Genomic DNA, 21,928 nt, shown 5'->3' with positions numbered 1-21,928 from the left:
ACAGTCTAGTCAGGCACAACCGACTGTCCGCATGGACCCCGCGGGCTGGTCCTAGACGTCGGCCGCCCTGGCGCGAAGGGCGCGGGCCACTCCGTCACGGTTTTCCAGCATCATGCGGCGCAGGGCTGCGTTTTCTTCGGGAAGTCCGGCCAGGAACGCGTCGGTGCGGTCCACCGTAGCCTGCGTGGTGAGCTGGGCCGGGTAAAGCCCCACCACGATCTGCTGGGCCAGTGCGTGGGTGCGTTCCTTGACGATCCCGGGCACGGCCTGGAAGTACTTCTCCGCGTAGGGTTCCAGCAGGGAAGTGTCCGGGACGCGCATGAAGCCCGCCACCGCTGACGACTGAAGTGCGTTGGACAGTTCTCCCTTGACCACGATCGACTCCCAGGCCGCTGCCTTGGCTTCCGGGGTGGGAATGGCCGCCTTGGCCTGCGCGGCAGCGTTCTGGCCGTTGGAGGTGTTGTCGCGGGCGAGTTCTTCGTCGATGCGTTCCTGGCCTTGGCGTCCGCCAGCCACCAGCGCGGTCAGGAGCTCCCAGCGCATGTCCTGGTCCACGGTGAGCCCTTCCAAGGTTTCGATCCCGTCCAGGAGGGCTTGGAGACGGTCCAGTTGTGCCTCGCTGCGTGCCAACTGGGCGTAGGACTTGGCGAATTGCAGCTGGGCGTCGGAGCCGGCTTCCACGCTCGAAGCAAGTTCCCAGAGCCTGTCCGCTGCTGCGATGGTGGTCGCGGCTTTATGTTCTGCGGCGACGTAGTAGGTCAGGGTGGTGGCGAGCTGGCGGAGCTGGACCAGGATGACCGAAGAGTCGGTCTCGTGGGCAATATTGGCCAGGATCAGGTCCACATAGCCGCGGGCCGGGGTCTCACCGTCGCGGGCTGCATCCCAGGCTGAGCCCCACACCAGGGTGCGGGGCAGGCTGGCTGCGAAGTCCTTCAGGTGTTCCTTGGCTGTGGCGAGGGAGTGCTGGTCCAGGCGCACCTTTGCATAGGCGAGATCGTCGTCGTTGAGCAGGATCAGGTCCGGGCGAGCTTTGCCCACCAGTGCGGGCACGTCGGTCCTGGGGCCGTCGACGTCGAGTTCTTCGCGATGGGTGCGTTCCAGCTTCCCTTCGCCGGAGAGCGTGTAGAAGCCGACGGCGAGGCGGTGCGGACGCAGGGTAGGTTGCTCATCGATGGCGGTCTGCTGGATTGAGAAGGCAGTGATGGTGCCTTCAGCGTCGACGGTTACCTCGGGTGCGAGGGTGTTCACGCCTGCCGTTTCGAGCCAGAGCTTGCCCCATTGGTCGAGGTCACGGCCCGAAGCGGCTTCCAGTTCGACCATGAGGTCTGCGAGCTCGGTGTTTTTCCAGGCGTGCTTGGCGAAGTAGGTCCGGACACCGGCCATGAACTGTTCCGGGCCTACCCAGGCCACCAGCTGGCGAAGTACAGATGCGCCCTTGGCGTAGGTGATGCCGTCAAAGTTGACCTCGACGTCTTCGAGGTTGTTGATCTCGGCGAAGATCGGGTGCGTGGTGGGCAGCTGGTCCTGCTTGTAGGCCCAGGACTTCTCCACCGAAGCGAACGTGGTCCAGGCCCGGTCGAATTCGGTGTTCTCCACGGCAGCTAGGTGCGACATGTATTCGGCGAAGGACTCGTTGAGCCAGAGGTCGTTCCACCAGCGCATGGTCACCAGGTCACCGAACCACATGTGGGCCAGTTCGTGCAGGACCGTAATGGCGCGCCGTTCGATCTGCGCGCCGGTGACCTTCCCGCGGAAGACGTAGCCTTCGAGGATGGTGACGGCACCGGCGTTTTCCATGGCGCCGGCGTTGAATTCCGGCACAAACAACTGATCGTACTTCTCGAACGGGTAGGGGCAGCCGAACTGGGCCTCGAAGAACTCGAAACCCTGGCGGGTCAGTTCAAAGATGTTGTCGGCATCGAGGTACTGCATCAGGGATTTGCGGGCGAACACTCCCAGGGGAACGACCCGGCCGTCGGAGCTGGTGACCTCTGAACGGACCGACTGGTAAGGCCCTGCGATCAAGGCAGTGACGTAGGAGGAGAGCCGGGGAGTCGGCGCGAATTTCCATACGGAGCGCGCGCTGCCATCTTCCGCGGCAGGAGCCTCAACGGGAACAGGAGTGGGGGAGTTGGAAACAACGTCCCAGTGCGACGGCGCCGTGACCGTGAACGTGAAAGCCGCTTTCAGATCGGGCTGCTCAAAGACGGCGAACATGCGCCGGGAATCCGGAACCTCGAACTGCGTGTAGAGGTACGCTTCCCCATCCACGGGATCCACGAAGCGGTGGAGGCCCTCGCCGGTGTTCATGTAGGGCGCATCTGCCACAATCGTCAGTTCATTCTCAGCAGCAAGCCCCGGCAGCTGGATGCGGACGCCGTCGGAGACCTCCGCTGGGTCCAGGTCAGTGCCGTTCAACGTCACGCTGTGGACGGTGTGCGTGATGGCATCGATGAACGTCGAGGATCCCGCCTCGGCAGAAAACCTGACCACGGTGGTGGAGCCGAAAACCTCCGGGCCGCGGGCCAGGTCCAAGGTGACGTCGTAGGAGTCGACAGTGAGCAGTTCGGCGCGGTTCGCGGCTTCATCGCGCGTGAGGTTCAGGCCTGGCAAAGTAGTGCCTCCGGAGATCGGGATGACCGGCCGGTCCGCCGGCCGCTGGTATGAAGTTATTCTTTCACTCCCACGACGGAAGGCAAGGAGTGGACACCACAGTGTCGCTCCCACGGAGTAGCGTTGGAATATGGGATCGATCCGGGAAAACCTCGACGTCCGCGCCTTAAGGTTCGCGGTGGCCTTTCCTCTGCTGCTTGCCATCGGCTTCGTGGTGTGCGCCCAAATGCTCCGCAATGATCTCCCCAACCCCGTGGCGGTCATGTGGAGTGCCGACGGCGGCACGTCCTTCGCGCCGTTCGGCGCCTATGTGGCAGTCGGCGCGGCGCTCATCACCTTGTGCGGTTGGGCAGTGTTCCTGCAGGCTGTCCCGATTTCCCGGCCCGTGATCATGCGGCGCGTCATGATGGGTATCGGCCTGATGGTCAGCCTGTTCATCACCACAGTCCTGGCGGCCGGCCTGGTGGGCCAAAGCGGGGCTGCCGACGCCCGCGAGTCCCATGTCGACCCGATCGTGCTGGCTATGGGCAGCGGAGCCGCGTTGGCCCTTGGAGTCGTCATGATGTTCGCTTTCAAACCGGACCCCCGGTGGACGCGGGAAGACGACGTGGCCCTCCAGAAAGAGCTGCGCCTCCTGGCGGATCCGGAGCTGGCCCACGACAGCCTCAGGATGTGGGTCCACGCCCGAAGTTCGGTGTTCGTCATGATCATCGTTTCGGCAGTGTTCCCTGCTGCTTTGATTGCGGTCGCAGTGCCATGGCTCGGCGCCCTCGTGGCCGCGGCGGCGCTGGTTGGTGCCTGTTTCCTGTTTGCCAGGGTGCGGGCGGACAGGGGAGGCCTGCAGGTCTTCGCAGGAGGCATCGTACGGGTCCTGACCGTTCCCGCCGTCGAGATCGCTGCGGCTGCTGCCGCGGAGGTCAAAGCCGCCGACTACGGCGGCTGGGGCTGGCGGCATCATGACGACGCCACCGCCATGCTGGTGGGAAGCGGCCCGGCCGTGGTGGTAAAGAAACTTAACGGTGGCCGCGTCGCTTTAAGCGCAGGTACGCGTGCCTCAGCCGACAAACTTGCCGGAATTCTCAACAGGGCTGCCCGTCGGGCCCACGATGACGGGCAGGCCCAACAACCGCGGTAGCGGTAACCTAGGTAGCGCATCCCTCAACGCCGCGCCCCGGCATGTGCTGTGCCGCTGCCCAGTGCCGAACCGGCGCGCCAGATAAGAATGGACTTCCCGTGACAACACCCCGCGTCCACATCGCTACGGACCACGCTGGAATGGAACTGAGCGCCCACTTGGTCAACCACCTCACTGCGAAGGGCTACGAAGTAGTGGATCACGGGCCCAAGGAATACGACGCACTGGATGACTACCCGTCGTTCTGCATCAACGCCGCCCTTGCGGTCGTCGCTGACCAGGAGGCCGGGGTTCACGCGCTTGGCATTGTCCTGGGTGGTTCGGGAAATGGTGAGCAGATTGCCGCCAACAAAGTGAAGGGTGTCCGCGCAGCCTTGGCCTGGAACCTCTCCACCGCAAAACTGGCCCGGGAACACAACGACGCCAACGTCGTGGCCGTCGGCGGCCGCCAGCACACTGTGGAAGAAGCCACGGAGCTTATTGAAGCCTTCCTGCAGGAACCGTTCAGCAACGACGAGCGCCATGTCCGCCGCATCGGCAAGATCGCCGTGTACGAAACCACCGGCGAAATCGTCCAGTAGTGCCGGAAGGACATTCGGTCCATCGGCTGGCCCGCCAATTCCAGGATGTTTTTGGCGGGCAGCGCCTGGAAGTCTCCAGTCCCCAAGGACGTTTCGTGGCCGGCGCAAGCCTGTTGACGGGACACACCTTGGAGGAAGCTACGGCCCACGGGAAGCAGTTCTTCCTCCGCTTCGATCACGGCCTGTTCCTCCACGTGCACCTGGGCCTGTACGGAGCCTGGAGTTTTGGCGGAGACAGCACATTCACTGGTTCCTCAAGCATTGGAGCTCCGCGCCGCATCGGGGAGCGGGAGAGCGGTTCAGGCGCGGACGGTGGTGACTACGCCGGTCCGCCGGAGCCCGTGGGTGCCGTCCGCGTCAGGCTTGTCTCAAAACACGGCTGGGCTGATCTTCGTGGTGCCACCACATGCGCGGCGATCACTGCTGCCGAGGCGGAAGCCGTGCTGGACCGCCTGGGGCCCGACCCCCTCCAAAACCGGCCCGGGGACCGCGAGGAGTTCATCGCGCGCCTGCGCCGGCGCAAGACCGCTGTAGCACTGCTGCTGATGGACCAGTCCGTGTTGGCCGGGGTCGGGAACATCTACCGCGCCGAAGTGCTGTTCCGGCAGGCGGTGGACCCATGGACGCCCGGAACAGGTATTGACGTCGAGACCGCAGGCCGGCTGTGGGACGACACAGTGGCAACCATGTCCGATGGCGTCCGCGATGGCCGGATTGTTACGACACCCCCGTCACTCTGGAGCGGCGGCGGCGTCTTGGCGCCCGACGCCGATGCCCACTTCGTCTATAAGCGCGAGGGAATGCCCTGCCGCGCTTGCGGGACGCTGGTGGGTGTGACGGAAATCGGTGCCCGCAAACTCTATTGGTGCCCCGGCTGCCAGGTCTAGGTTTCTGCCGGATCTGAACAGAAAAAAGCGCCCCCGATCCGTGGATCGGGGGCGCTTTGCCTGGAGGGGACGACGGGAATCGAACCCGCGTAATCAGTTTGGAAGACTGAGGCTTTACCATTAAGCTACGTCCCCAGGAGGAATATCCTGCTTGAGGACAACTTCCCGGCGGCTATTGAAGCCGGGTACAACTAAACCTAATTCCGGCGGCGGTGTCAAATGTGCATTCCCGGCCCGCTTGCCCGTAGACTGTCCTGTGCGTTCGGGGTGTAGCTCAGCTTGGCTAGAGCGCCTGCTTTGGGAGCAGGAAGTCGCAGGTTCAAATCCTGTCACCCCGACTCTGTGTTTTGTGTCCGATTCCGGGACACGACAGAACCCCATACCCACAAAATCAGGAGTACTTAGACTGTGAAGAGCGCTGTCGAGAACCTCACCGCAACGCGGGTCAAGCTCAACGTTGAGGTTCCCTTTGAGGAACTGAAGCCGAGCATCGATGCCGCGTACAAGACCGTTGCTTCGCAGATCCAGGTTCCCGGATTCCGCAAGGGCAAAGTTCCCTCCAAGCTCATCGACCAGCGTGTCGGCCGAGGCTACGTCCTGGAGACGGCCATCAACGATGGCCTCAACGGCTGGTACCAGGCTGCAGTCCAGGAAACCGGCGTCCGCCCGCTGAGCCGTCCTGAGGTTGAAATCACCGAGGTTCCGGATCCGTCCGCAACCGACGGCGAGCTCAAGTTCCAGGTGGAGATCGATGTCCGCCCCGAGATCGAACTGCCGGACTACGCCGGCATCAAGGTTGAGGTTGCTGCTGCTGAGTCCTCCGACGCCGACGTTGACAAGTCCCTCGACGAACTGCGCGGCCGCTTCGGCACGCTGAAGACCGTTGAGCGCCCTGCCAAGAACGACGACTTCCTCACCATCGACATCACCGCCACCATTGACGGCGAAGAGATCGATTCCGCTGCCGGGCTGTCCTACCAGGTAGGCGCCGGCACCATGCTCGAAGGCCTGGACGAAGCCGTTACCGGTCTGTCCGCCGACGAAGAAGCCATCTTCGACACCACGCTCGTTGGCGGCGACCACGCCGGCGAAGCTGCCCAGGTGAAGGTTGTTGTCAAGGCCGTCAAGGAGCGCGAGCTTCCCGAGGCCGACGACGACTTTGCCCAGCTCGCTTCCGAGTTCGACACCCTTGCAGAGCTCCGCGAGGACCTCGCCAAGCAGGCAGCCGACTCCAAGGTTGTGGAGCAGGGCGTCGAGGCCCGCGACAAGGTCCTGGACAAGCTCGTTGAGCTCGTTGAGGTTCCGGTTCCGGACTCTGTCGTCGAAGAGCAGATCGAGGCCCACTTCAACCCGGAGAACGCCCACGGCGAAGGTGACCACGACACCGAGGAGCACCGCGCCGAGGTCAAGGCCAACACCGAGCGCGCCTTCCAGAACGAAATCATCCTCGACGCCATTGCCGACAAGGAAGAAGTTGAAGTCAGCCAGAACGAGCTGATCGACTACATCGTCACCACGGCAAGCCAGTACGGCATGGACCCCAACCAGTTCGCCCAGATCATTGATCAGAGCGGCCAGGTCCCCATGATGGTTTCCGAGGTTCGCCGCCGCAAGGCCCTGGCCGTTGTACTGGGCCAGGCCGAGGTAGTCGACACCGAGGGCAACAAGGTTGACCTGACGGACTTCGTCCGCCCCGCCGGAGAAGCCGCAGCCGAAGAAGCTGCAGCTGTTGAAGCTTCGGAAGAAGCAGACGCTCCTGCCAGCGACGACCCCGCAGCAGTGAAGTTCTAATTCACGACGCAGGCCGACCCCGGATCAGTTGATCCGGGGTCGGTTTTCTTTAAGGCCGAACAGTGGCGCAGAAAGCAAACGTGCGCCGTCAGCGAACAGCGCGATTCCGGCGAACAAATCACCCCGGAAAACGGTTAGTGTCCAAGTAGTGAAGTTCAGTGAGGTCACTGGCACCAGCGAGAGGTAAGTACTTATGTCACAGCAATCAGAGGCTCCCCGGATGGCAACTGTCGATCCCGCAGCCCAGGACAACTACATCTACAACCGCCTGCTGAAAGAGCGCATTATCTGGCTCGGCTCTGAAGTGCGTGACGAGAACGCCAACGCCATTTGCTCCCAGCTGCTCCTTCTCTCGGCCGAAGACCCGGAGAAGGACATCTACCTGTACATCAACTCGCCGGGTGGTTCCGTGACGGCCGGTATGGCCATCTACGACACCATGCAGTTCATTCCGAACGATGTTGTCACCGTGGCCACCGGCCTGGCAGCTTCCATGGGCCAGTTCCTCCTTTCCTCCGGAACCAAGGGCAAGCGTTACGCAACCCCCAACGCCCGCATCCTGATGCACCAGCCTTCCGGCGGCATCGGCGGAACGGCCTCGGACATCAAGATCCAGGCGGAACTGATCCTGCACATGAAGAAGGTCATGGCGGAGCTTACGGCGGAGCAGACCGGACAGACCGTGGAGACCATCCTCAAGGACAACGACCGCGACAAGTGGTTTACGGCCGCCGAGGCATTGGAATACGGCTTCTTCGACAAGATCTCGGCGCACGCCGGTTCTGTGGCCGGTGGCGGCGGTACGGCCAACCAGTCGAACTCCGAAAACTAATCCGGCACCAAAGAATCACTGAAACCCCAGGAGTAAGAACATGAACTACAACTTCGGATGGTCTGCCGGTAACCTCCCGTCCAGCCGCTACGTCCTGCCCCAGTTCGAAGAGCGCACGCCCTACGGCTTCAAGCGCCAGGATCCGTACACCAAGCTGTTCGAGGACCGCATCATCTTCCTCGGCGTGCAGGTTGACGACGCATCTGCCGACGACATCATGGCCCAGCTGCTGGTCCTTGAGTCGACGGATCCGGACCGCGATATCACCTTGTACATCAACTCGCCGGGCGGCTCCTTCACGGCCATGACGGCCATCTACGACACCATGCAATACATCCGTCCGGAGATCCAGACGGTCTGCCTGGGCCAGGCAGCCAGCGCCGCCGCGGTCCTGCTCGCGGCCGGAACTCCCGGCAAGCGTCTTGCTCTGCCGAACGCCCGGGTCCTGATCCACCAGCCTGCCCTCTCCGGCGGCCAGGGCGGCCAGGCCTCGGACCTCGAGATCCAGGCTGCGGAGGTCATGCGCATGAGGACCTGGCTTGAAGACACGCTGGCCCACCACTCGGGCCGCACCTCCGAGCAGGTCAATAACGACATCGAGCGTGACAAGATCCTGACGGCGGCCGAAGCCATGAACTACGGCCTGATCGACCAGGTTCTTGACTCCAGGAAGATCAAGCCGCAGGCAATCGCCCGGTAGCACACGGAATACGACGCCGGTGCGGTTCGCGAAATATGGACCGCACCGGCGTTCTGTTTCCACGCAAGCAGCCCATTGTGACCTAGAGTGGATGGTGTCACGGTGGTGCCAACCGCGGCTTGGCCGCACACTTGAGTACGGCGCGGAGCCGCATCACCCGCATGCAACGAAGGGATTCCCACATGGCTCGGATTGGTGAGAGCACGGATCTGCTGAAGTGTTCTTTCTGCGGAAAGAGCCAGAAGCAGGTGCGGAAGCTGATTGCCGGGCCCGGTGTGTACATCTGCGACGAATGCATCGAGCTGTGCAACGAAATCATCGAAGAGGAACTGGCCGAGGTCTCCGATCTCGGAAGCTTCGAGTTGCCCAAGCCCCGCGAAATCTTTGATTTCCTGCAGGAATATGTCATCGGCCAGGAACCCGCCAAACGGTCGCTCGCGGTAGCGGTATACAACCACTACAAGCGCATCCAGGCCGGGCATGCACCCAAGACCGGCAGCTTGGGCGAAGGGCCCCATCACGAGGATGTGGAGATCGCCAAATCCAACATTCTGCTGATCGGCCCCACCGGCTGCGGTAAAACCTATTTGGCCCAAACCCTGGCCCGCCGGCTGAACGTCCCGTTCGCTGTCGCAGACGCCACGGCCTTGACCGAAGCAGGCTACGTCGGCGAGGACGTTGAAAACATCCTGCTCAAGCTCATCCAGGCCGCCGACTACGACGTCAAGAAGGCCGAGCAGGGCATTATTTACATCGACGAGATCGACAAGATCTCGCGAAAGAGCGAGAACCCTTCGATCACCCGGGATGTGTCCGGTGAGGGTGTGCAGCAGGCCCTCCTGAAAATCCTGGAAGGCACTGTGGCCTCTGTACCTCCCCAGGGTGGCCGAAAACACCCGCATCAGGAGTTCATCCAGATCGACACAACCAATGTTCTCTTCATTGTGGCGGGCGCCTTTGCCGGCCTGGAGGACATTATCGGCTCCCGGTCCGGCCGGAAGGGCATTGGCTTCGGTGCACCACTGAACGAAGCCAGGGACAATGTGGACACCTACGGGGAAGTCATGCCCGAGGACTTGCTGAAGTTTGGACTTATTCCGGAATTCATTGGCCGGTTGCCTGTCATCACCACCGTGTCGAGCCTTGATCGTCCGGCGCTGATCCAGATCCTTTCCACGCCCAAAAACGCGCTCGTGAAGCAATACCAGAAAATGTTCCAGCTGGACGGCGTGGAGTTGCAGTTCGACCAGGACGCCCTGGATGCCATAGCGGACCAGGCACTCGAACGGGGCACCGGCGCCCGTGGTTTGCGGGCCATCATGGAAGAAGTGCTTCTCCCGGTCATGTTCGATCTTCCCAGCCGGGACGACATCGCGACGGTGGTCATCACAGCGGATGCCGTATCCAAGAAAGCCCAGCCCACCATGATCGCCCATGACGTGGTGGCAAAGCGGCGGAATAAGTCTGCCTAAACTGCCGTTGGCAAAAAGGAGCGGCTTGGTTGCGAGCCGCCTTGAAAAAGCCACGTTTCCACTCTTCCGAGGAGTTCCCCTGTGTCCGAACAGCTTGTGTCTGAAGTGACCGCGTCCGACAACACCGTCAACAAGGCAGATTTCTGGTTCGACCCGGTCTGCCCGTTCGCGTGGATTACGTCGCGCTGGATCGGGGAAGTCGAACAGGTGCGCGGTATCGAGACCGAATGGCACGTAATGAGCCTTTCCGTCCTGAACGAAGGCCGCGATCTACCTGCCGACTACAGGGCCATGATGGACGACAGCTGGGGACCGGTCCGCGTGATCATTGCTGCGCAGGAGCTTCATGGCAGCAGCTACGTCAAGCCCCTCTACGACGCCATGGGGGAGCAGATCCACCATGAGGGCAATAAGGACCGCGCATCCGTGATCCAGAAAGCCCTGGCCGACACCGGGCTTCCCGCGGACCTGGCACGTTTTGCCACTTCCGATGAATACGATTCCAAGCTGCGGGCCAGCCACGAGTCCGGAATCTCGTTGGTAGGGCAGGACGTCGGAACCCCCGTGGTCGCTGTCAACGGCACTGCGTTCTTCGGCCCCGTACTCACCCGCATTCCGCGTGGCGAGGAAGCCGGGAAGATCTGGGATGCAACCGTGACCCTGGCCGGCTACCCGCACTTCTTCGAGTTGAAGCGCAGCCGCACCGAAAGCCCTGAATTCAACTAACCGCTTGTTGCCCTCCAGAGGACACGGCCGGGCTACTTGAGGAATCGTGAGGTCCGGCGGTCGGCCAGGATCTTGCCGTTGGTCTGGCAGTGGGGGCAGTATTGGAGGGAGGTGTCCGCGAAGGACACCTCCCTTACTGTTTCTCCGCACACAGGACACGGCAGGCCCGTCCGGGCGTGTACGCGGAAGTTGCTGCGCTTGGTGTCCTTGAGTTCGCTGGATGGCTTCCCGGCTGCCGCGTTGACGGCGCCGACCAGGACCTCCTGCAGTGACTGATACAGCCGCGCCACGGTCTCTTGGTCCAGCGACTTTGCTATGGCGAAAGGGGAGATCCTGGCGGCGTGGAGGATCTCGTCACTGTAGGCGTTGCCGATTCCGGCTATGACACTTTGGCTGCGCAACAGGCCTTTGATCTGCTGTGGACTGGACTTCAGAATCGCGGCGAATGCAGCCTCATCGAAGTCCGGGCTCAGCGGCTCGGGACCGAGTGTTGCGATGCCTGGAACTTCCTGTGGGTCCCTGACCACATAGATGGCCAGGCTTTTCTTCGTCCCGGCTTCGGTGAGGTCCATTCCGATGTGGGCGTCGTCGCTGGCGCGGTGGAACAGCAACCTTGCCGAAATGTTGCTCTTGCCCATCCGTAACCCTGCCGAAGACGGGTGCTCCGTGTAGCGGACCCAGCCCGCCTTGGCCAGGTGGAACACGAAAAACAGTCCGTCCAGGTCAACGCAAACGAACTTTCCGATCCGTTGCACCCCCTGGACTGTCCTGCCTTCGAGGGCGGTGTAGGGCGGGTCGGCGGTCTTGAGTGCCGAGAAGGAGTTGATGCGGACCTCAGTCAGCGTGGCTCCGTGGAGTTGGGCGTCCAGGTACATGCACAGGCCGTGCACTTCGGGCAGTTCCGGCATGGACATTACTTTGCCACAGGTGGTTCCGGATCGGCAGGATAACTACAGGATTGTAGTTATCCCGGAGCCCTTGCGTGTTGTCTTTTGCGGTACAACAATGGTTCTTACCCACTTCGAAAGAAGAGGGACACGGAAACCAAAGATTCAGTGATATGCAACCAACGCAGCCTTTGGCACAGTTGGAAGCAAGCTACCAGTGACGAGGTAGGAAGACCTGAAATTCCAAGGATTCCGCCAGACTGTCAAGTCGTCACCAGACAGCCGAAAAGTCGAAGCCCCACCAACGGCAAAACGCTGATGGGGCTTCCCCTTTGCCCGGATACTGCCGGGCTCACCTTGGCCTTAAGAGGCTGGAGTCTCCTCGGCAGGTGCCAGGACAACGTCGCTGACTGTCAGTTCACCTTCGCCGGACTGCAGCGTGATTTCCTGCGCGTTAGCGGCCGCCTTCAAGTCGCCCAGACCCGCCTTCAGCTGCGAGACCAGAATCTCCGAAGCTGTAATGGATGCTGAGAGAACCTCGGTGCGCTGCTTGACCTTGGCCTCGGACTTTGCCTTGCGGATGCCGCTCAAAGCGATTCCGACCGTGCCCAGCATGGTGGTGTCGCCGTCGGTGATTTCCAGGGCGGCGGGCCATTCGGCGCGGTGGACCGACCCTGTCCGCCACCAACCCCACACTTCTTCAGTGGCGAAGGGCAGGAAGGGGGCGAAGAGACGAAGCAGGGAGTCCAGGGCCGTTGCCAGCGCGGCCAGTACGGAAGCCTGCTCGGACTCGCCGGCCGCCCCGTAGGCGCGGTCCTTGATCAGTTCGACGTAGTCGTCCGTGAACTGCCAGAAGAACGATTCCGTGATCTGGAGCGCCCGGGCGTAGTCGTAGTTGTCGAACGCCTTGGTGGACTGCGCGACGACGTCGGACAGCTGCGCCAGCAGCGCACGGTCCAGGGGGTTCGTCAGCACCGCGAGGTCGGTGGTCACCACGGAGTTCTCGGTGGCCCCGAGGTTCAGCACGAACTTGGAGGCGTTCAGCAGCTTGATGGCCAGACGGCGACCGATCTTCATCTGGGCAATCTCGTATGCCGTGTCGGCGCCGAGCTTTGCCGAAGCGGCCCAGTAACGCACAGCATCCGAACCGTACTCGTTCAGCACGTCCGTGGGGACAACGACGTTGCCCTTGGACTTGGACATCTTCTTCCGGTCCGGATCCAGGATCCAGCCGGAGATCGCTGCGTGCTTCCACGGTGCGCTCTTCTGCAGGGCGTCAGCACGCACTGCTGAGGAGAACAGCCAGGTACGGATGATGTCGTGGCCCTGGGGGCGCAGGTCGAAGGGGTAGACCTTGGAGAACAGTTCCTCGTCACGGCTCCAGCCGCCCACGATCTGCGGTGTCAGCGATGACGTTGCCCAGGTGTCCAGGACGTCCGCATCGCCGGTAAAGCCGTTGGCCTGGTCGCGCTGCGACTCGTCGAAACCGGGTGCGGCGTCGGCTGCCGGATCCACGGGGAGCATCTCGTCCGAGGGCAGGATCGGGTGGTCGTAGTCCGGGTTGCCTTGCGCGTCCAGCGGGTACCAGACGGGGATGGGCACACCGAAGAAGCGCTGGCGCGATACGAGCCAGTCGCCGTTCAGGCCGGCGATCCAGTTTTCGTAGCGGGAGCGCATGAAGGACGGGTGGAAGTTGATTTCCTGGCCGCGTGCGATCAGGCGCTCACGGCGTTCCTCGTCGCGGCCACCGTTGCGGATGTACCACTGGCGGGAGGTGACAACTTCGAGTGGCTTGTCGCCCTTTTCGAAGAAGTTCACCGGGTGGGTGATCTTCTTCGGTTCGCCATCGAGCAGGGCTGCTGCCTTGAGCAGTTCCACTACGGCTTCCTTGGCGGAGAAGGCCGTCTTGCCCGCGATCGCGGCATACGCTTCCTTGCCGGCGTCGGTAGTGATCCATTCCGGGGTGTCGGCGATGATGCGGCCGTCGCGGCCCATGATGGCGCGTGTGGGCAGCTGGAGTTCGCGCCACCAGGTGACGTCGGTCAGGTCACCGAACGTACACACCATGGCGATGCCGGAACCCTTGTCCGCCTTGGCGAGCGGGTGGGCCTTGACCTCGAGTTCCACGTCGAAGAGCGGGGACTTCACGGTCTTGCCGAAGAGCGGCTGGTACCGCTCGTCGTCGGGGTTGGCCACCAACGCGGCGCAGGCAGCCAGCAGTTCCGGACGGGTGGTCTCGATGAAGATCTTTTCGCCGTCTTCGGTGAAGAACGGGTAGCGGTAGTAGGCGCCGGCGACTTCGCGGTCCTCGAGCTCGGCCTGCGCCACAGCGGTACGGAAGGTCACGTCCCACAGGGTGGGTGCCTCGGCCATGTAGGCGTCGCCCGCAGCTAGGTTGGCCAGGAAGGCGCGCTGGGACACGGCACGGGAGGTGTCGTCAATGGTGCGGTAGGTCAGGTCCCAGTCCACGGACAAGCCGAGGGTCTGGAACAGGTTCTCGAAGACCTTCTCGTCCTCAACGGCGAGTTCCTCGCACAGTTCGATGAAGTTCTGGCGCGAAACGACGTCGAAATCGCGCTGGTTCTTGGCCGGCTGAGCCGGGGGAGTGTAGTCCGCCTTGTAAGGGATGGCGGGATCGCAGCGCACACCGTAGTAGTTCTGGACGCGGCGCTCGGTCGGCAGCCCGTTGTCATCCCAGCCCATGGGGTAGAAGACGTTCTTGCCCGTCATCCGCATGTAACGGGCCTGGACGTCGGTCTGGGTGAAGGAGAACATGTGGCCCACGTGGAGCGAGCCTGAAGCCGTCGGCGGGGGAGTGTCGATCGAGTAGACCTGCTCCCGGGTGGTGTCCGGATTGAACTTGTAGGTTCCCTCTTCAAGCCAGCGCTGCGTCAAGGCAGCCTCAAGGCCTTCAAGGGCCGGCTTGTCGGGAACGTTAATGGGGGCGGTGGCGGGCGTGTCTGTACCCTGCGTTGATTCAGCCATGGACCAATTGTTTCATGGCCTGGCGTTACAACCCGCCGCCCCGGAACCTTGCACCCCCGATAGGGTAGTGCCATGACTTTGGCAGCGCACAATATCCCCGCAGGACAGAACAAGACGGCCGTGGTAACCGGAGCCAGCACCGGCATCGGCGAGGCCACCGTGAGGGCCCTGGCCGCCACGGGATGGAAGGTCTTCGCCGTAGCGCGCAGGGCTGACCGGCTTGGTGCCCTGGGTGCCGAAACCGGCGCCGTGCCGTTCCCGGCAGACATCACCGACGACGACGACGTCGCCGCCTTGCTTGCGGCTGTCACGAAAGCCGGGGGTGCTGACACGCTCATCAATATCGCCGGCGGTGCGAGGGGCTCTGACACCATTGCGAATGCCGATACCGAAGACTGGGAGTGGATGTACCAGGTGAACGTCCTGGGCACCATGAAAATCACCCGCGCCTTCCTGCCGATGCTGCGCGGAAACGGCCAAGGGACGGTCCTCAATCTCACCTCGACGGCCGGGCTGTCCGCCTATGAAGGCGGCGGAGGGTACAACGCGGCGAAGTTCGCCCAGCACGCCATGACCAATGCGCTCCGCCTTGAAGAGGTGGGCAATAACGTCCGTGTCATCGAAGTGGCTCCCGGCCTGGTGTACACAGAGGAATTCGCACTGAACAGGCTTGGAGACAAAGAGGCGGCAGCCAAGGTCTACGCCGGCGTGGAGAAGCCCCTGACAGCCGACGACGTTGCGGACGTCGTCAAATACGCAGTCTCACTGCCGCACCACATCAACCTGGACCAAATCGTGGTTCGTCCGGTGGCCCAGGCAGCCAACCACAAACTGGTCCGCAAGCAGGACTAGCCCGCAGGGACCTCCAACGTGGCGAGCACAGCTGCGTGGTCCGAACCGGGAACTTTGCGAACCAGGTAGCCGCTGCTGCCGATCCGTGGTGATGTGACCACATGGTCCAACACCGTTCCCGGGAGCTGCGGCCCTTCCATAGGCCAGGTGGGGGATAACCGCCCCGCCGCTGCCGTTCCCACGTCCACCAGCTTCGCTCCGTCCCTTCCGGAATCCAGCATCGCCCGGAACTCCGGGTGGTCGTAGGAGGAATTGAAGTCGCCCATCAGCAGATGGTTTCCTGGAGTCGAGGCCTGACGGCCGATCTTCCCAAGATCGCTCCGCCATTGTTCGATCCTTTCGTCCACCGGGGGCAGCGCATGGACGTTAGTGAGGTTCAAAGCCGACCTGGCACCGGAGGCCTGGTCCGACACGAGGACCCTCGTGACGGCCATGCGGAACGGGGTATCCGGCAGGAGACCATCGGGTTCAAGCGGGAACACGGAGTAGACGGCGCCGCCCGACGCGTCGTCGCTGGGCTCGCTGACACGGTGTTGAAGGATCGCCTCCAAGCCTTCCGCGCGGAGGCGGTCCTCCAAACCCTGGGTATGTTCCTGCAACGCCAGGATCTGGATGCCGTTCTCACGGACCAACTGCACAATGGTCGGTGCATCGGCCTCGCCATACTCGGTGTTCAGGCTCATGACCTTCACCGGAACTGTGACCGTTCCCGCGGGCAGTTCCATGGGCTTCCCGGCGTCCAGCGGAAAAAGCCAGAACAGCTGGACCGCCAGCAGGGCCGTCGTCGTGATGATGACCCAAATCCGCCGCCCCACCACAGCGAAGAGCAGCGCCACGGCAGCCGGGATGACAAGCCATGGAGTGAAAGACAACAGCTGGACCACCGGCAGGGGCCACTCGGCAGGAATCGCGCGGAACAGTGAGATGCCTGCCGTTGGTACCGCGAAGAGAAGTGCGAATACGGTCCATGCAAGGGAAGGCCGACGATGTGCTTTGCTGGCAGCCGGGACGGCAGGAGCGGGGTTCGACATGGACCCGAGTCTATGCAGCCCTCCCGCCCGGGACCGTCCTCCCCAGGGATGACTCTGCGAGTGGAGCAGGAGCCCCGGCTGCCGCTAGACTGTATGGACCAGCATTGACCCGGCCATCACCGGTGAGCTTCCGGAAGAAAAGCACCGAATGCCCTCAACGGCAAACAGTGCCCAGTAGAACCGGGCGGGTAAGCCCGTCACAGCAGTAATGAGAGGCCGGAACATCACGTTCCGGTAAGTGAGGTGGTACCGCGGTACCTGCGCAGCCGACAGGCAGCACAGAAGCCGTCCTCGCATCCTGACAGTCAACCAGCTATCACAGGATATGAGATGACCCACTACCCCAAGGCCTCAGCGTCTTCGTCCGGCACGCATGGCGTGTCCGCTTCCGTGAAGTTCCCGGAAATCGAAGAGCGCATCCTCAAATACTGGGATGAAGACGGCACCTTCCAAGCCAGCATCGACCAACGGGATGCGGGCAAGGACGGCAGCAACGAGTTCGTCTTCTACGACGGCCCTCCCTTCGCCAACGGACTGCCGCACTACGGCCACCTGCTGACCGGCTACGCCAAGGACCTCGTCGGCCGCTACCAGACCCAGCGCGGCAAGCGCGTGGAGCGCCGCTTCGGTTGGGACACGCACGGCCTGCCGGCTGAACTCGAAGCCATGAAGCAACTGGGAATGACCGACAAAACCCAGATCGAAGCCATGGGCATCGACAAGTTCAACGACGCCTGCCGTGCCTCCGTCATGAAGTACGCCAACGAGTGGAAGGCCTACGTAACCCGCCAGGCCCGCTGGGTGGACTTCGAAAACGACTACAAGACGCTCAACGTCGAGTACATGGAGTCGGTCCTCTGGGCCTTCAAGCAGCTGCATGAAAAAGGCCTGACCTACAACGGCTACCGCGTGCTCCCGTACTGCTGGAAGGACGAGACGCCGCTGTCCAACCACGAACTCCGCATGGACGACGACGTCTACAAGAACCGCCAGGACCAGACCGTCACAGTCACCTTCCCCATCAAGGCCGGCGCCTCCGAACTCTCCAAGGAGCTCGAAGGCGTCCAGGCGCTCGCCTGGACCACCACACCCTGGACGCTGCCCACCAACCTGGCGCTCGCCGTAGGGCCGGAGATCTCCTACGCCGTCCTGCCAGCTGGACCCAACGGCGTGAAGGCCGCTTCCGCGGAAGCTCCGGTGACGGGCAGCTTCCTGCTGGCAGCAGACCTTCTGGGTTCGTACGCCAAGGACCTGGGATACGACGACGCCGCTGCCGCGACTGCCGCGGTGGTGTCCACCCACAGCGGTGCCGAGCTGGAAGGCCTCGAGTACCAGCCTCTGTGGAACGACTTTGCCGATGCTGAGAAGTATGGGACGCAGAACGCCTGGCGTTTCCTGGTAGCCGATTACGTGACCACCACCGACGGCACGGGCATCGTCCACCAGGCTCCTGCCTACGGTGAAGATGACCAGAAGGTCTGTGAAGAGGCCGGCATCCCGGTGGTCCTGTCCGTGGACGAGGGGGCCAAGTTCCTGCCGCTGTTCGCCCATGGCGAGCTGGCATCCATCGTCGGCCTGCAGGTCTTCGATGCCAACAAGCCCATCACGCAGGTTCTGCGCGCCGACGGCCGCCTTGTCCGCCAAGCCAGTTACGAACACAGCTACCCGCACTGCTGGCGCTGCCGTAACCCGCTGATCTACCGCGCGGTCTCCTCCTGGTACGTCGAGGTCACCAAGTTCAAGGACCGCATGTCCGAGCTGAACCAGGAGATCAACTGGATCCCGGGCAACGTCAAGGACGGCCAGTTCGGTAAGTGGCTGGACAACGCCCGCGACTGGTCCATCAGCCGCAACCGTTACTGGGGCTCACCCATCCCGGTGTGGCAGTCGGACGACCCCGAGTACCCGCGCACCGACGTTTACGGTTCGCTGGCCGACCTCGAAGCCGATTTCGGCCGCCTGCCTGTCAACAACGAAGGACAGGTGGACCTGCACAGGCCCTTCATCGATGAACTGACCCGTCCCAACCCGGACGATCCCACGGGCAAGTCCACCATGCGCCGCGTCGAAGACGTGTTGGATGTCTGGTTCGACTCCGGTTCCATGCCGTACGGGCAGGTGCACTATCCGTTCCAAAACCAGGAATGGTTCGACACCCACAACCCCGCCGACTTCATCGTGGAGTACATCGGCCAGACGCGTGGCTGGTTCTACATGCTCCACATCCTGTCCACGGCCCTGTTCGACCGCCCGGCGTTCCGCAATGTCATCAGCCACGGCATCGTCCTGGGCTCCGACGGACAGAAGATGTCCAAGAGCCTGCGCAATTACCCGGACGTCTCCGAAGTCCTGGACCGCGACGGTTCTGACGCCATGCGCTGGTTCCTCATGTCCAGCCCCATCCTCCGTGGCGGGAACCTGATCGTCACCGAACAGGGCATCCGCGACGGCGTCCGCCAGGTCATCCTGCCGCTGTGGAATGTGTACAGCTTCTTCACGCTGTACACCAATGCCGCCAACGGAGGGGAGGGATACGAGGCCAAGCTGCGCTATGACGGTTACGCCGACACCCTTGACCAGTACCTGATGGCGAACACGGGTGACCTGGTCCGCAAGGTCACCGCCAGCCTGGACAGCTACGACATCTCCGGTGCCTGCGACGAGCTGCGCAGCTACCTGGACATGCTCACCAACTGGTATGTCAGGCGCAGCCGCCAGCGCTTCTTTGACGAGAACGTCGACGCCTTCGATGCGTTGTACACCGCCCTCGAAGCCGTGTGCCGCGTGTCGGCATCGTTACTGCCGCTGGTGACCGAAGAGATCTGGCGCGGCCTGACCGGTGGCCGTTCCGTGCACCTGGCCGACTGGCCTGAGGCTTCGCTGTTCCCGTCCAACCCCGGCCTGGTCGAGTCCATGGACCGCGTGCAGCAGATCTGCTCGACCGGTTCCAGCCTCCGCAAGGCAGCGAACCTGCGTGTCCGCCTGCCCTTGCAGGAGCTGACTGTCGTGGCACCCGGCGCGGACGCGCTGGAAGGATTTGCCGCCGTCGTCGCTGATGAACTGAACCTGCGGTCGGTGCGGCTGCTGGATGCCGCCACGGCTTCGCCCGAGGAGTTCGGCATCGAGCAGAAGCTCGTGGTCAACGCCCGGGCCGCCGGCCCGCGGCTCGGCAAGAATGTCCAGCAGGCCATCAAGGGTTCCAAATCGGGGGATTGGTCGGTCAACGACGGCGTCGTTGTGGCCGGTGGCTTGGAACTTGAGCCGCAGGAATACACGCTGGAAACCGTGGTTTCGGAATCGGCCGACGGCGGTTCAGCATCGGTTGCAGTGCTGCCGGGCGGCGGATTCGTGGTCCTGAACACCGAAGTGACTCCCGAGCTGGCCGCCGAAGGACTGGCCCGCGACATGGTCCGCGCCATCCAGCAGGCCCGCAAGGATGCCGGATTCAACGTCAGTGACCGCATCCGGACCACTGTGTCAGCTGCCCAGGATGTCGTGGACGCGCTGGAAGCCAACGCTGAATTGGTGAAGACCGAAACACTCACCCTGGAACTGGAGGTTCTTCCGGCCAGCGTCGATGAACCGCAGGTTACCGTTGCAAAGGCAGGGGCCTGAACCATGACTGACGAATTTTCCGTTGAGAGCGTCTACGCCGAACTCCTTGGCAGGGCGCCGGAAAACAAGATGGAACCGCGCCTTGCGCCGCTTTTCCGTGCCATGGACGTGCTGGGGGAGCCGAACAAGGCTTTCCCGATCATCCACATCACGGGCACCAACGGCAAGACTTCCACTGCCCGCATGATCGAAGCCGGTTTGCGCGCCCACGGACTCAGCACGGGCCGCTACACCAGCCCGCACCTGTCAAAGGTCACTGAGCGCATCAGTATTGATGGCGAGCCGGTACCGGACGCGACGTTCGTACGCATCTGGGATGAGATCCGCCCGTACCTGGAAATCGTTGACAACGAGCTCGTTGCGGAGAACCAGCCGCGCCTGACGTACTTCGAATGCCTGACCATTCTTGGCTTCGCGGTGTTCGCGGACCAGCCGGTGGATGTCGCAGTGATTGAAGTCGGCCTGGGAGGCATCACCGATGCCACCAACGTCGGAGACGGCCAGGTCTCGGTCATCACGCCGATCTCGCTGGACCACACGGACCTCCTGGGCGACACTACCGAGGACATTGCCTACGAGAAGGCCGGAATCATCAAAGCCGGGGGCTTCCTGGTAAGTGCGGCCCAGCCGGTGGACGCGGCCCAGGTCCTGCTGGAAAAGGCCCGTGAAGTGGACGTGCCTTTCCGCTTCGAGGGCGTCGAGTTCGGCGTCGAGTCCCGCAGTGTGGCCGTGGGTGGCCAGGTCCTGACCATCCAGGGACTCGCCGGGCGCTACGAGGATCTTCTGCTGCCGTTGCACGGTGCCCACCAGGCCGAGAACGCCGCTGTGGCCGTGGCCGCCCTTGAGGCATTCTTCGGCGGGGGAGAGAAGGAACTGGACGCCGAGGTGCTGAAGGAAGCATTCGGCACCGTGACATCTCCCGGCCGGTTGGAAGTCGTGAGGACCGCACCCACGGTAGTGGTTGACGCAGCCCACAACCCGGACGGCATTCGTGTCACGGCAGAAGCAATCCAGGAGGCATTCACCTTCAGCAAACTGGTGGTGGTGGTTGGGGTCCTGCGCGAGAAGGACGCGGAGGAAATCCTGAAGACCCTCAAGGAATCCCTCGGCGGACTCGCCGAGGAGTTCTGTTTCACGCAGTCCAACTCGGCGCGCGCCGTCCCGGCAGCGGAACTGGCTGAACTCGCCATCGATCTTGGCTTTGGCGAGGACAACGTGCATATCGCCGAGAAGCTCGACGACGCCATTGAGTGGGCTGTCGAACGTGCCGAATCCAACGATGACCTGGCGGGCGGTGTCCTGGTGACGGGTTCCATCACGGTGGTGGCCGAGGCTCGGATCCTGCTGGGAAAGGCGAGTGCCTAGCATGGCGAAAATGACCAAAGCGCAGCGCGAATGGCGTCCCGGCATGCCGAAGAAGCGCCGGTCCACCAAAGTGATGTTTGCGTCCACGGTGTTGCTGCTCGAAGCCTTCGTGGCTTTCTTCGGCACCTTGGCTGTGTTCGGCCTGAAGCGCGGCGAAGTCGATCCGGGCATCATCCTGGGCGTCGGAATTGCCCTGAGCGTGGTGCTGGTCCTTGCCTGTGCCGTGCTGTCCAGGCCGTGGGGCATCGGACTGGGATGGGTGCTGCAGGTAGTGCTGATCCTGACGGGATTGGCCGAGCCCATGATGTTCATTGTCGGCATCCTCTTTGCCATCTGCTGGTGGTACGGGATCCGTGCCGGCATGAGGATCGACCGTGAGGTGGCCCAGCGCGACCGTGAACAGGCGGAATGGGACGCTGCCCACGGTGAAGAAGCCGGCCCGCAAACACCGTAAAC

The 21,928-nt window shown here is 62.8% G+C and carries 16 protein-coding genes and 2 tRNA genes; 13 read left to right on the top strand and 5 right to left on the bottom strand.

Annotated features, from left to right (window positions below):
- Window positions 1-51: 51 nt before the first annotated feature.
- Window positions 52-2,613, bottom strand: a complete 2,562-nt coding sequence (gene pepN, locus ACNAOU_RS12270) for an aminopeptidase N (RefSeq protein ID WP_422757036.1) — start codon at window positions 2,611-2,613, stop codon at window positions 52-54.
- A gap of 130 nt (window positions 2,614-2,743) precedes the next feature.
- On the opposite strand from pepN, the gene ACNAOU_RS12265 reads away from it, so the two are divergent.
- From ACNAOU_RS12265 to ACNAOU_RS12255, 3 genes are all read left to right on the top strand, one after another.
- Window positions 2,744-3,748: a hypothetical protein gene (locus ACNAOU_RS12265; protein WP_039241778.1), complete on the top strand. Its 1,005-nt coding sequence runs from the start codon at window positions 2,744-2,746 to the stop codon at window positions 3,746-3,748.
- Between the two features lie 140 nt (window positions 3,749-3,888).
- Window positions 3,889-4,329 carry a ribose-5-phosphate isomerase gene (locus ACNAOU_RS12260; RefSeq protein WP_018777836.1) on the top strand — a complete coding sequence of 147 codons (441 nt, stop codon included), beginning with the start codon at window positions 3,889-3,891 and terminating at the stop codon, window positions 4,327-4,329.
- Window positions 4,329-5,216, top strand: a complete 888-nt coding sequence (locus ACNAOU_RS12255; RefSeq protein ID WP_422757035.1) for an Fpg/Nei family DNA glycosylase — start codon at window positions 4,329-4,331, stop codon at window positions 5,214-5,216. The genes ACNAOU_RS12260 and ACNAOU_RS12255 overlap by 1 nt, the downstream gene beginning before the upstream one ends.
- Window positions 5,217-5,277: 61 nt before the next feature.
- Here ACNAOU_RS12255 and ACNAOU_RS12250 read toward each other — a convergent pair.
- A tRNA-Gly gene (locus ACNAOU_RS12250) sits at window positions 5,278-5,351 on the bottom strand.
- 128 nt (window positions 5,352-5,479) lie between these two features.
- Between ACNAOU_RS12250 and ACNAOU_RS12245 the strand changes: the two genes are divergently transcribed.
- The 6 genes from ACNAOU_RS12245 (at window position 5,480) to ACNAOU_RS12220 (ending at window position 10,737) form a co-directional block, all read left to right on the top strand.
- A tRNA-Pro gene (locus ACNAOU_RS12245) sits at window positions 5,480-5,554 on the top strand.
- A 70-nt stretch (window positions 5,555-5,624) separates the two neighbouring features.
- Window positions 5,625-7,007 (top strand): trigger factor, encoded by a 1,383-nt coding sequence (tig, locus tag ACNAOU_RS12240; protein WP_018777834.1) that lies wholly within the window; start codon window positions 5,625-5,627, stop codon window positions 7,005-7,007.
- Window positions 7,008-7,227: 220 nt separating this feature from the next.
- Window positions 7,228-7,839 carry an ATP-dependent Clp protease proteolytic subunit gene (locus ACNAOU_RS12235; RefSeq protein ID WP_018777833.1) on the top strand — a complete coding sequence of 204 codons (612 nt, stop codon included), beginning with the start codon at window positions 7,228-7,230 and terminating at the stop codon, window positions 7,837-7,839.
- A gap of 40 nt (window positions 7,840-7,879) precedes the next feature.
- A complete protein-coding gene (locus tag ACNAOU_RS12230) occupies window positions 7,880-8,539 on the top strand; it encodes an ATP-dependent Clp protease proteolytic subunit (RefSeq protein ID WP_018777832.1) in 660 nt (219 codons plus the stop codon).
- Window positions 8,540-8,721: 182 nt separating this feature from the next.
- The gene (clpX, locus tag ACNAOU_RS12225; protein ID WP_018777831.1) at window positions 8,722-10,011 is read left to right on the top strand and encodes an ATP-dependent Clp protease ATP-binding subunit ClpX; all 1,290 of its coding nucleotides are present in this window, start codon (window positions 8,722-8,724) and stop codon (window positions 10,009-10,011) included.
- Window positions 10,012-10,092: 81 nt separating this feature from the next.
- On the top strand, window positions 10,093-10,737 hold the full coding sequence (locus tag ACNAOU_RS12220) for a DsbA family protein (protein ID WP_018777830.1): 645 nt from the start codon (window positions 10,093-10,095) through the stop codon (window positions 10,735-10,737).
- Between the two features lie 32 nt (window positions 10,738-10,769).
- Here the strand turns inward: ACNAOU_RS12220 and ACNAOU_RS12215 are convergent, their stop codons facing one another.
- Together ACNAOU_RS12215 and valS are read right to left on the bottom strand one after the other, a co-directional pair.
- A complete protein-coding gene (locus ACNAOU_RS12215; RefSeq protein ID WP_422757034.1) occupies window positions 10,770-11,645 on the bottom strand; it encodes an Fpg/Nei family DNA glycosylase in 876 nt (291 codons plus the stop codon).
- A 342-nt stretch (window positions 11,646-11,987) separates the two neighbouring features.
- A complete protein-coding gene (gene valS, locus ACNAOU_RS12210) occupies window positions 11,988-14,609 on the bottom strand; it encodes a valine--tRNA ligase (protein ID WP_422757033.1) in 2,622 nt (873 codons plus the stop codon).
- A 72-nt stretch (window positions 14,610-14,681) separates the two neighbouring features.
- On the opposite strand from valS, the gene ACNAOU_RS12205 reads away from it, so the two are divergent.
- Window positions 14,682-15,461, top strand: a complete 780-nt coding sequence (locus ACNAOU_RS12205; protein WP_422757032.1) for an SDR family oxidoreductase — start codon at window positions 14,682-14,684, stop codon at window positions 15,459-15,461.
- Here the strand turns inward: ACNAOU_RS12205 and ACNAOU_RS12200 are convergent.
- A complete protein-coding gene (locus ACNAOU_RS12200; protein ID WP_422757031.1) occupies window positions 15,458-16,492 on the bottom strand; it encodes an endonuclease/exonuclease/phosphatase family protein in 1,035 nt (344 codons plus the stop codon). The two genes, ACNAOU_RS12205 and ACNAOU_RS12200, sit on opposite strands and share 4 nt — an antisense overlap.
- Window positions 16,493-16,822: 330 nt before the next feature.
- Between ACNAOU_RS12200 and ileS the strand changes: the two genes are divergently transcribed.
- From ileS to ACNAOU_RS12185, 3 genes are read left to right on the top strand one after another with little or no spacing between them, the layout of a single operon-like run.
- On the top strand, window positions 16,823-20,107 hold the full coding sequence (gene ileS / locus ACNAOU_RS12195) for an isoleucine--tRNA ligase (RefSeq protein WP_422757030.1): 3,285 nt from the start codon (window positions 16,823-16,825) through the stop codon (window positions 20,105-20,107).
- A 3-nt stretch (window positions 20,108-20,110) separates the two neighbouring features.
- Entirely contained in the window at window positions 20,111-21,472 is a 1,362-nt protein-coding gene (locus tag ACNAOU_RS12190; RefSeq protein WP_064722241.1) for a bifunctional folylpolyglutamate synthase/dihydrofolate synthase, read from the top strand.
- Between the two features lies 1 nt (window position 21,473).
- The gene (locus tag ACNAOU_RS12185; RefSeq protein WP_039241765.1) at window positions 21,474-21,926 is read left to right on the top strand and encodes a DUF4233 domain-containing protein; all 453 of its coding nucleotides are present in this window, start codon (window positions 21,474-21,476) and stop codon (window positions 21,924-21,926) included.
- The last annotated feature ends 2 nt before the right edge of the window (window positions 21,927-21,928 follow it).

The sequence above is a fragment of the Paenarthrobacter sp. C1 genome (genome assembly GCF_049315185.1).
GTDB lineage: Bacteria > Actinomycetota > Actinomycetes > Actinomycetales > Micrococcaceae > Arthrobacter > Arthrobacter nicotinovorans.
The sequence above is the reverse complement of the archived record's forward strand: the minus strand, read 5'-3'. Positions and strand labels throughout refer to the sequence as shown.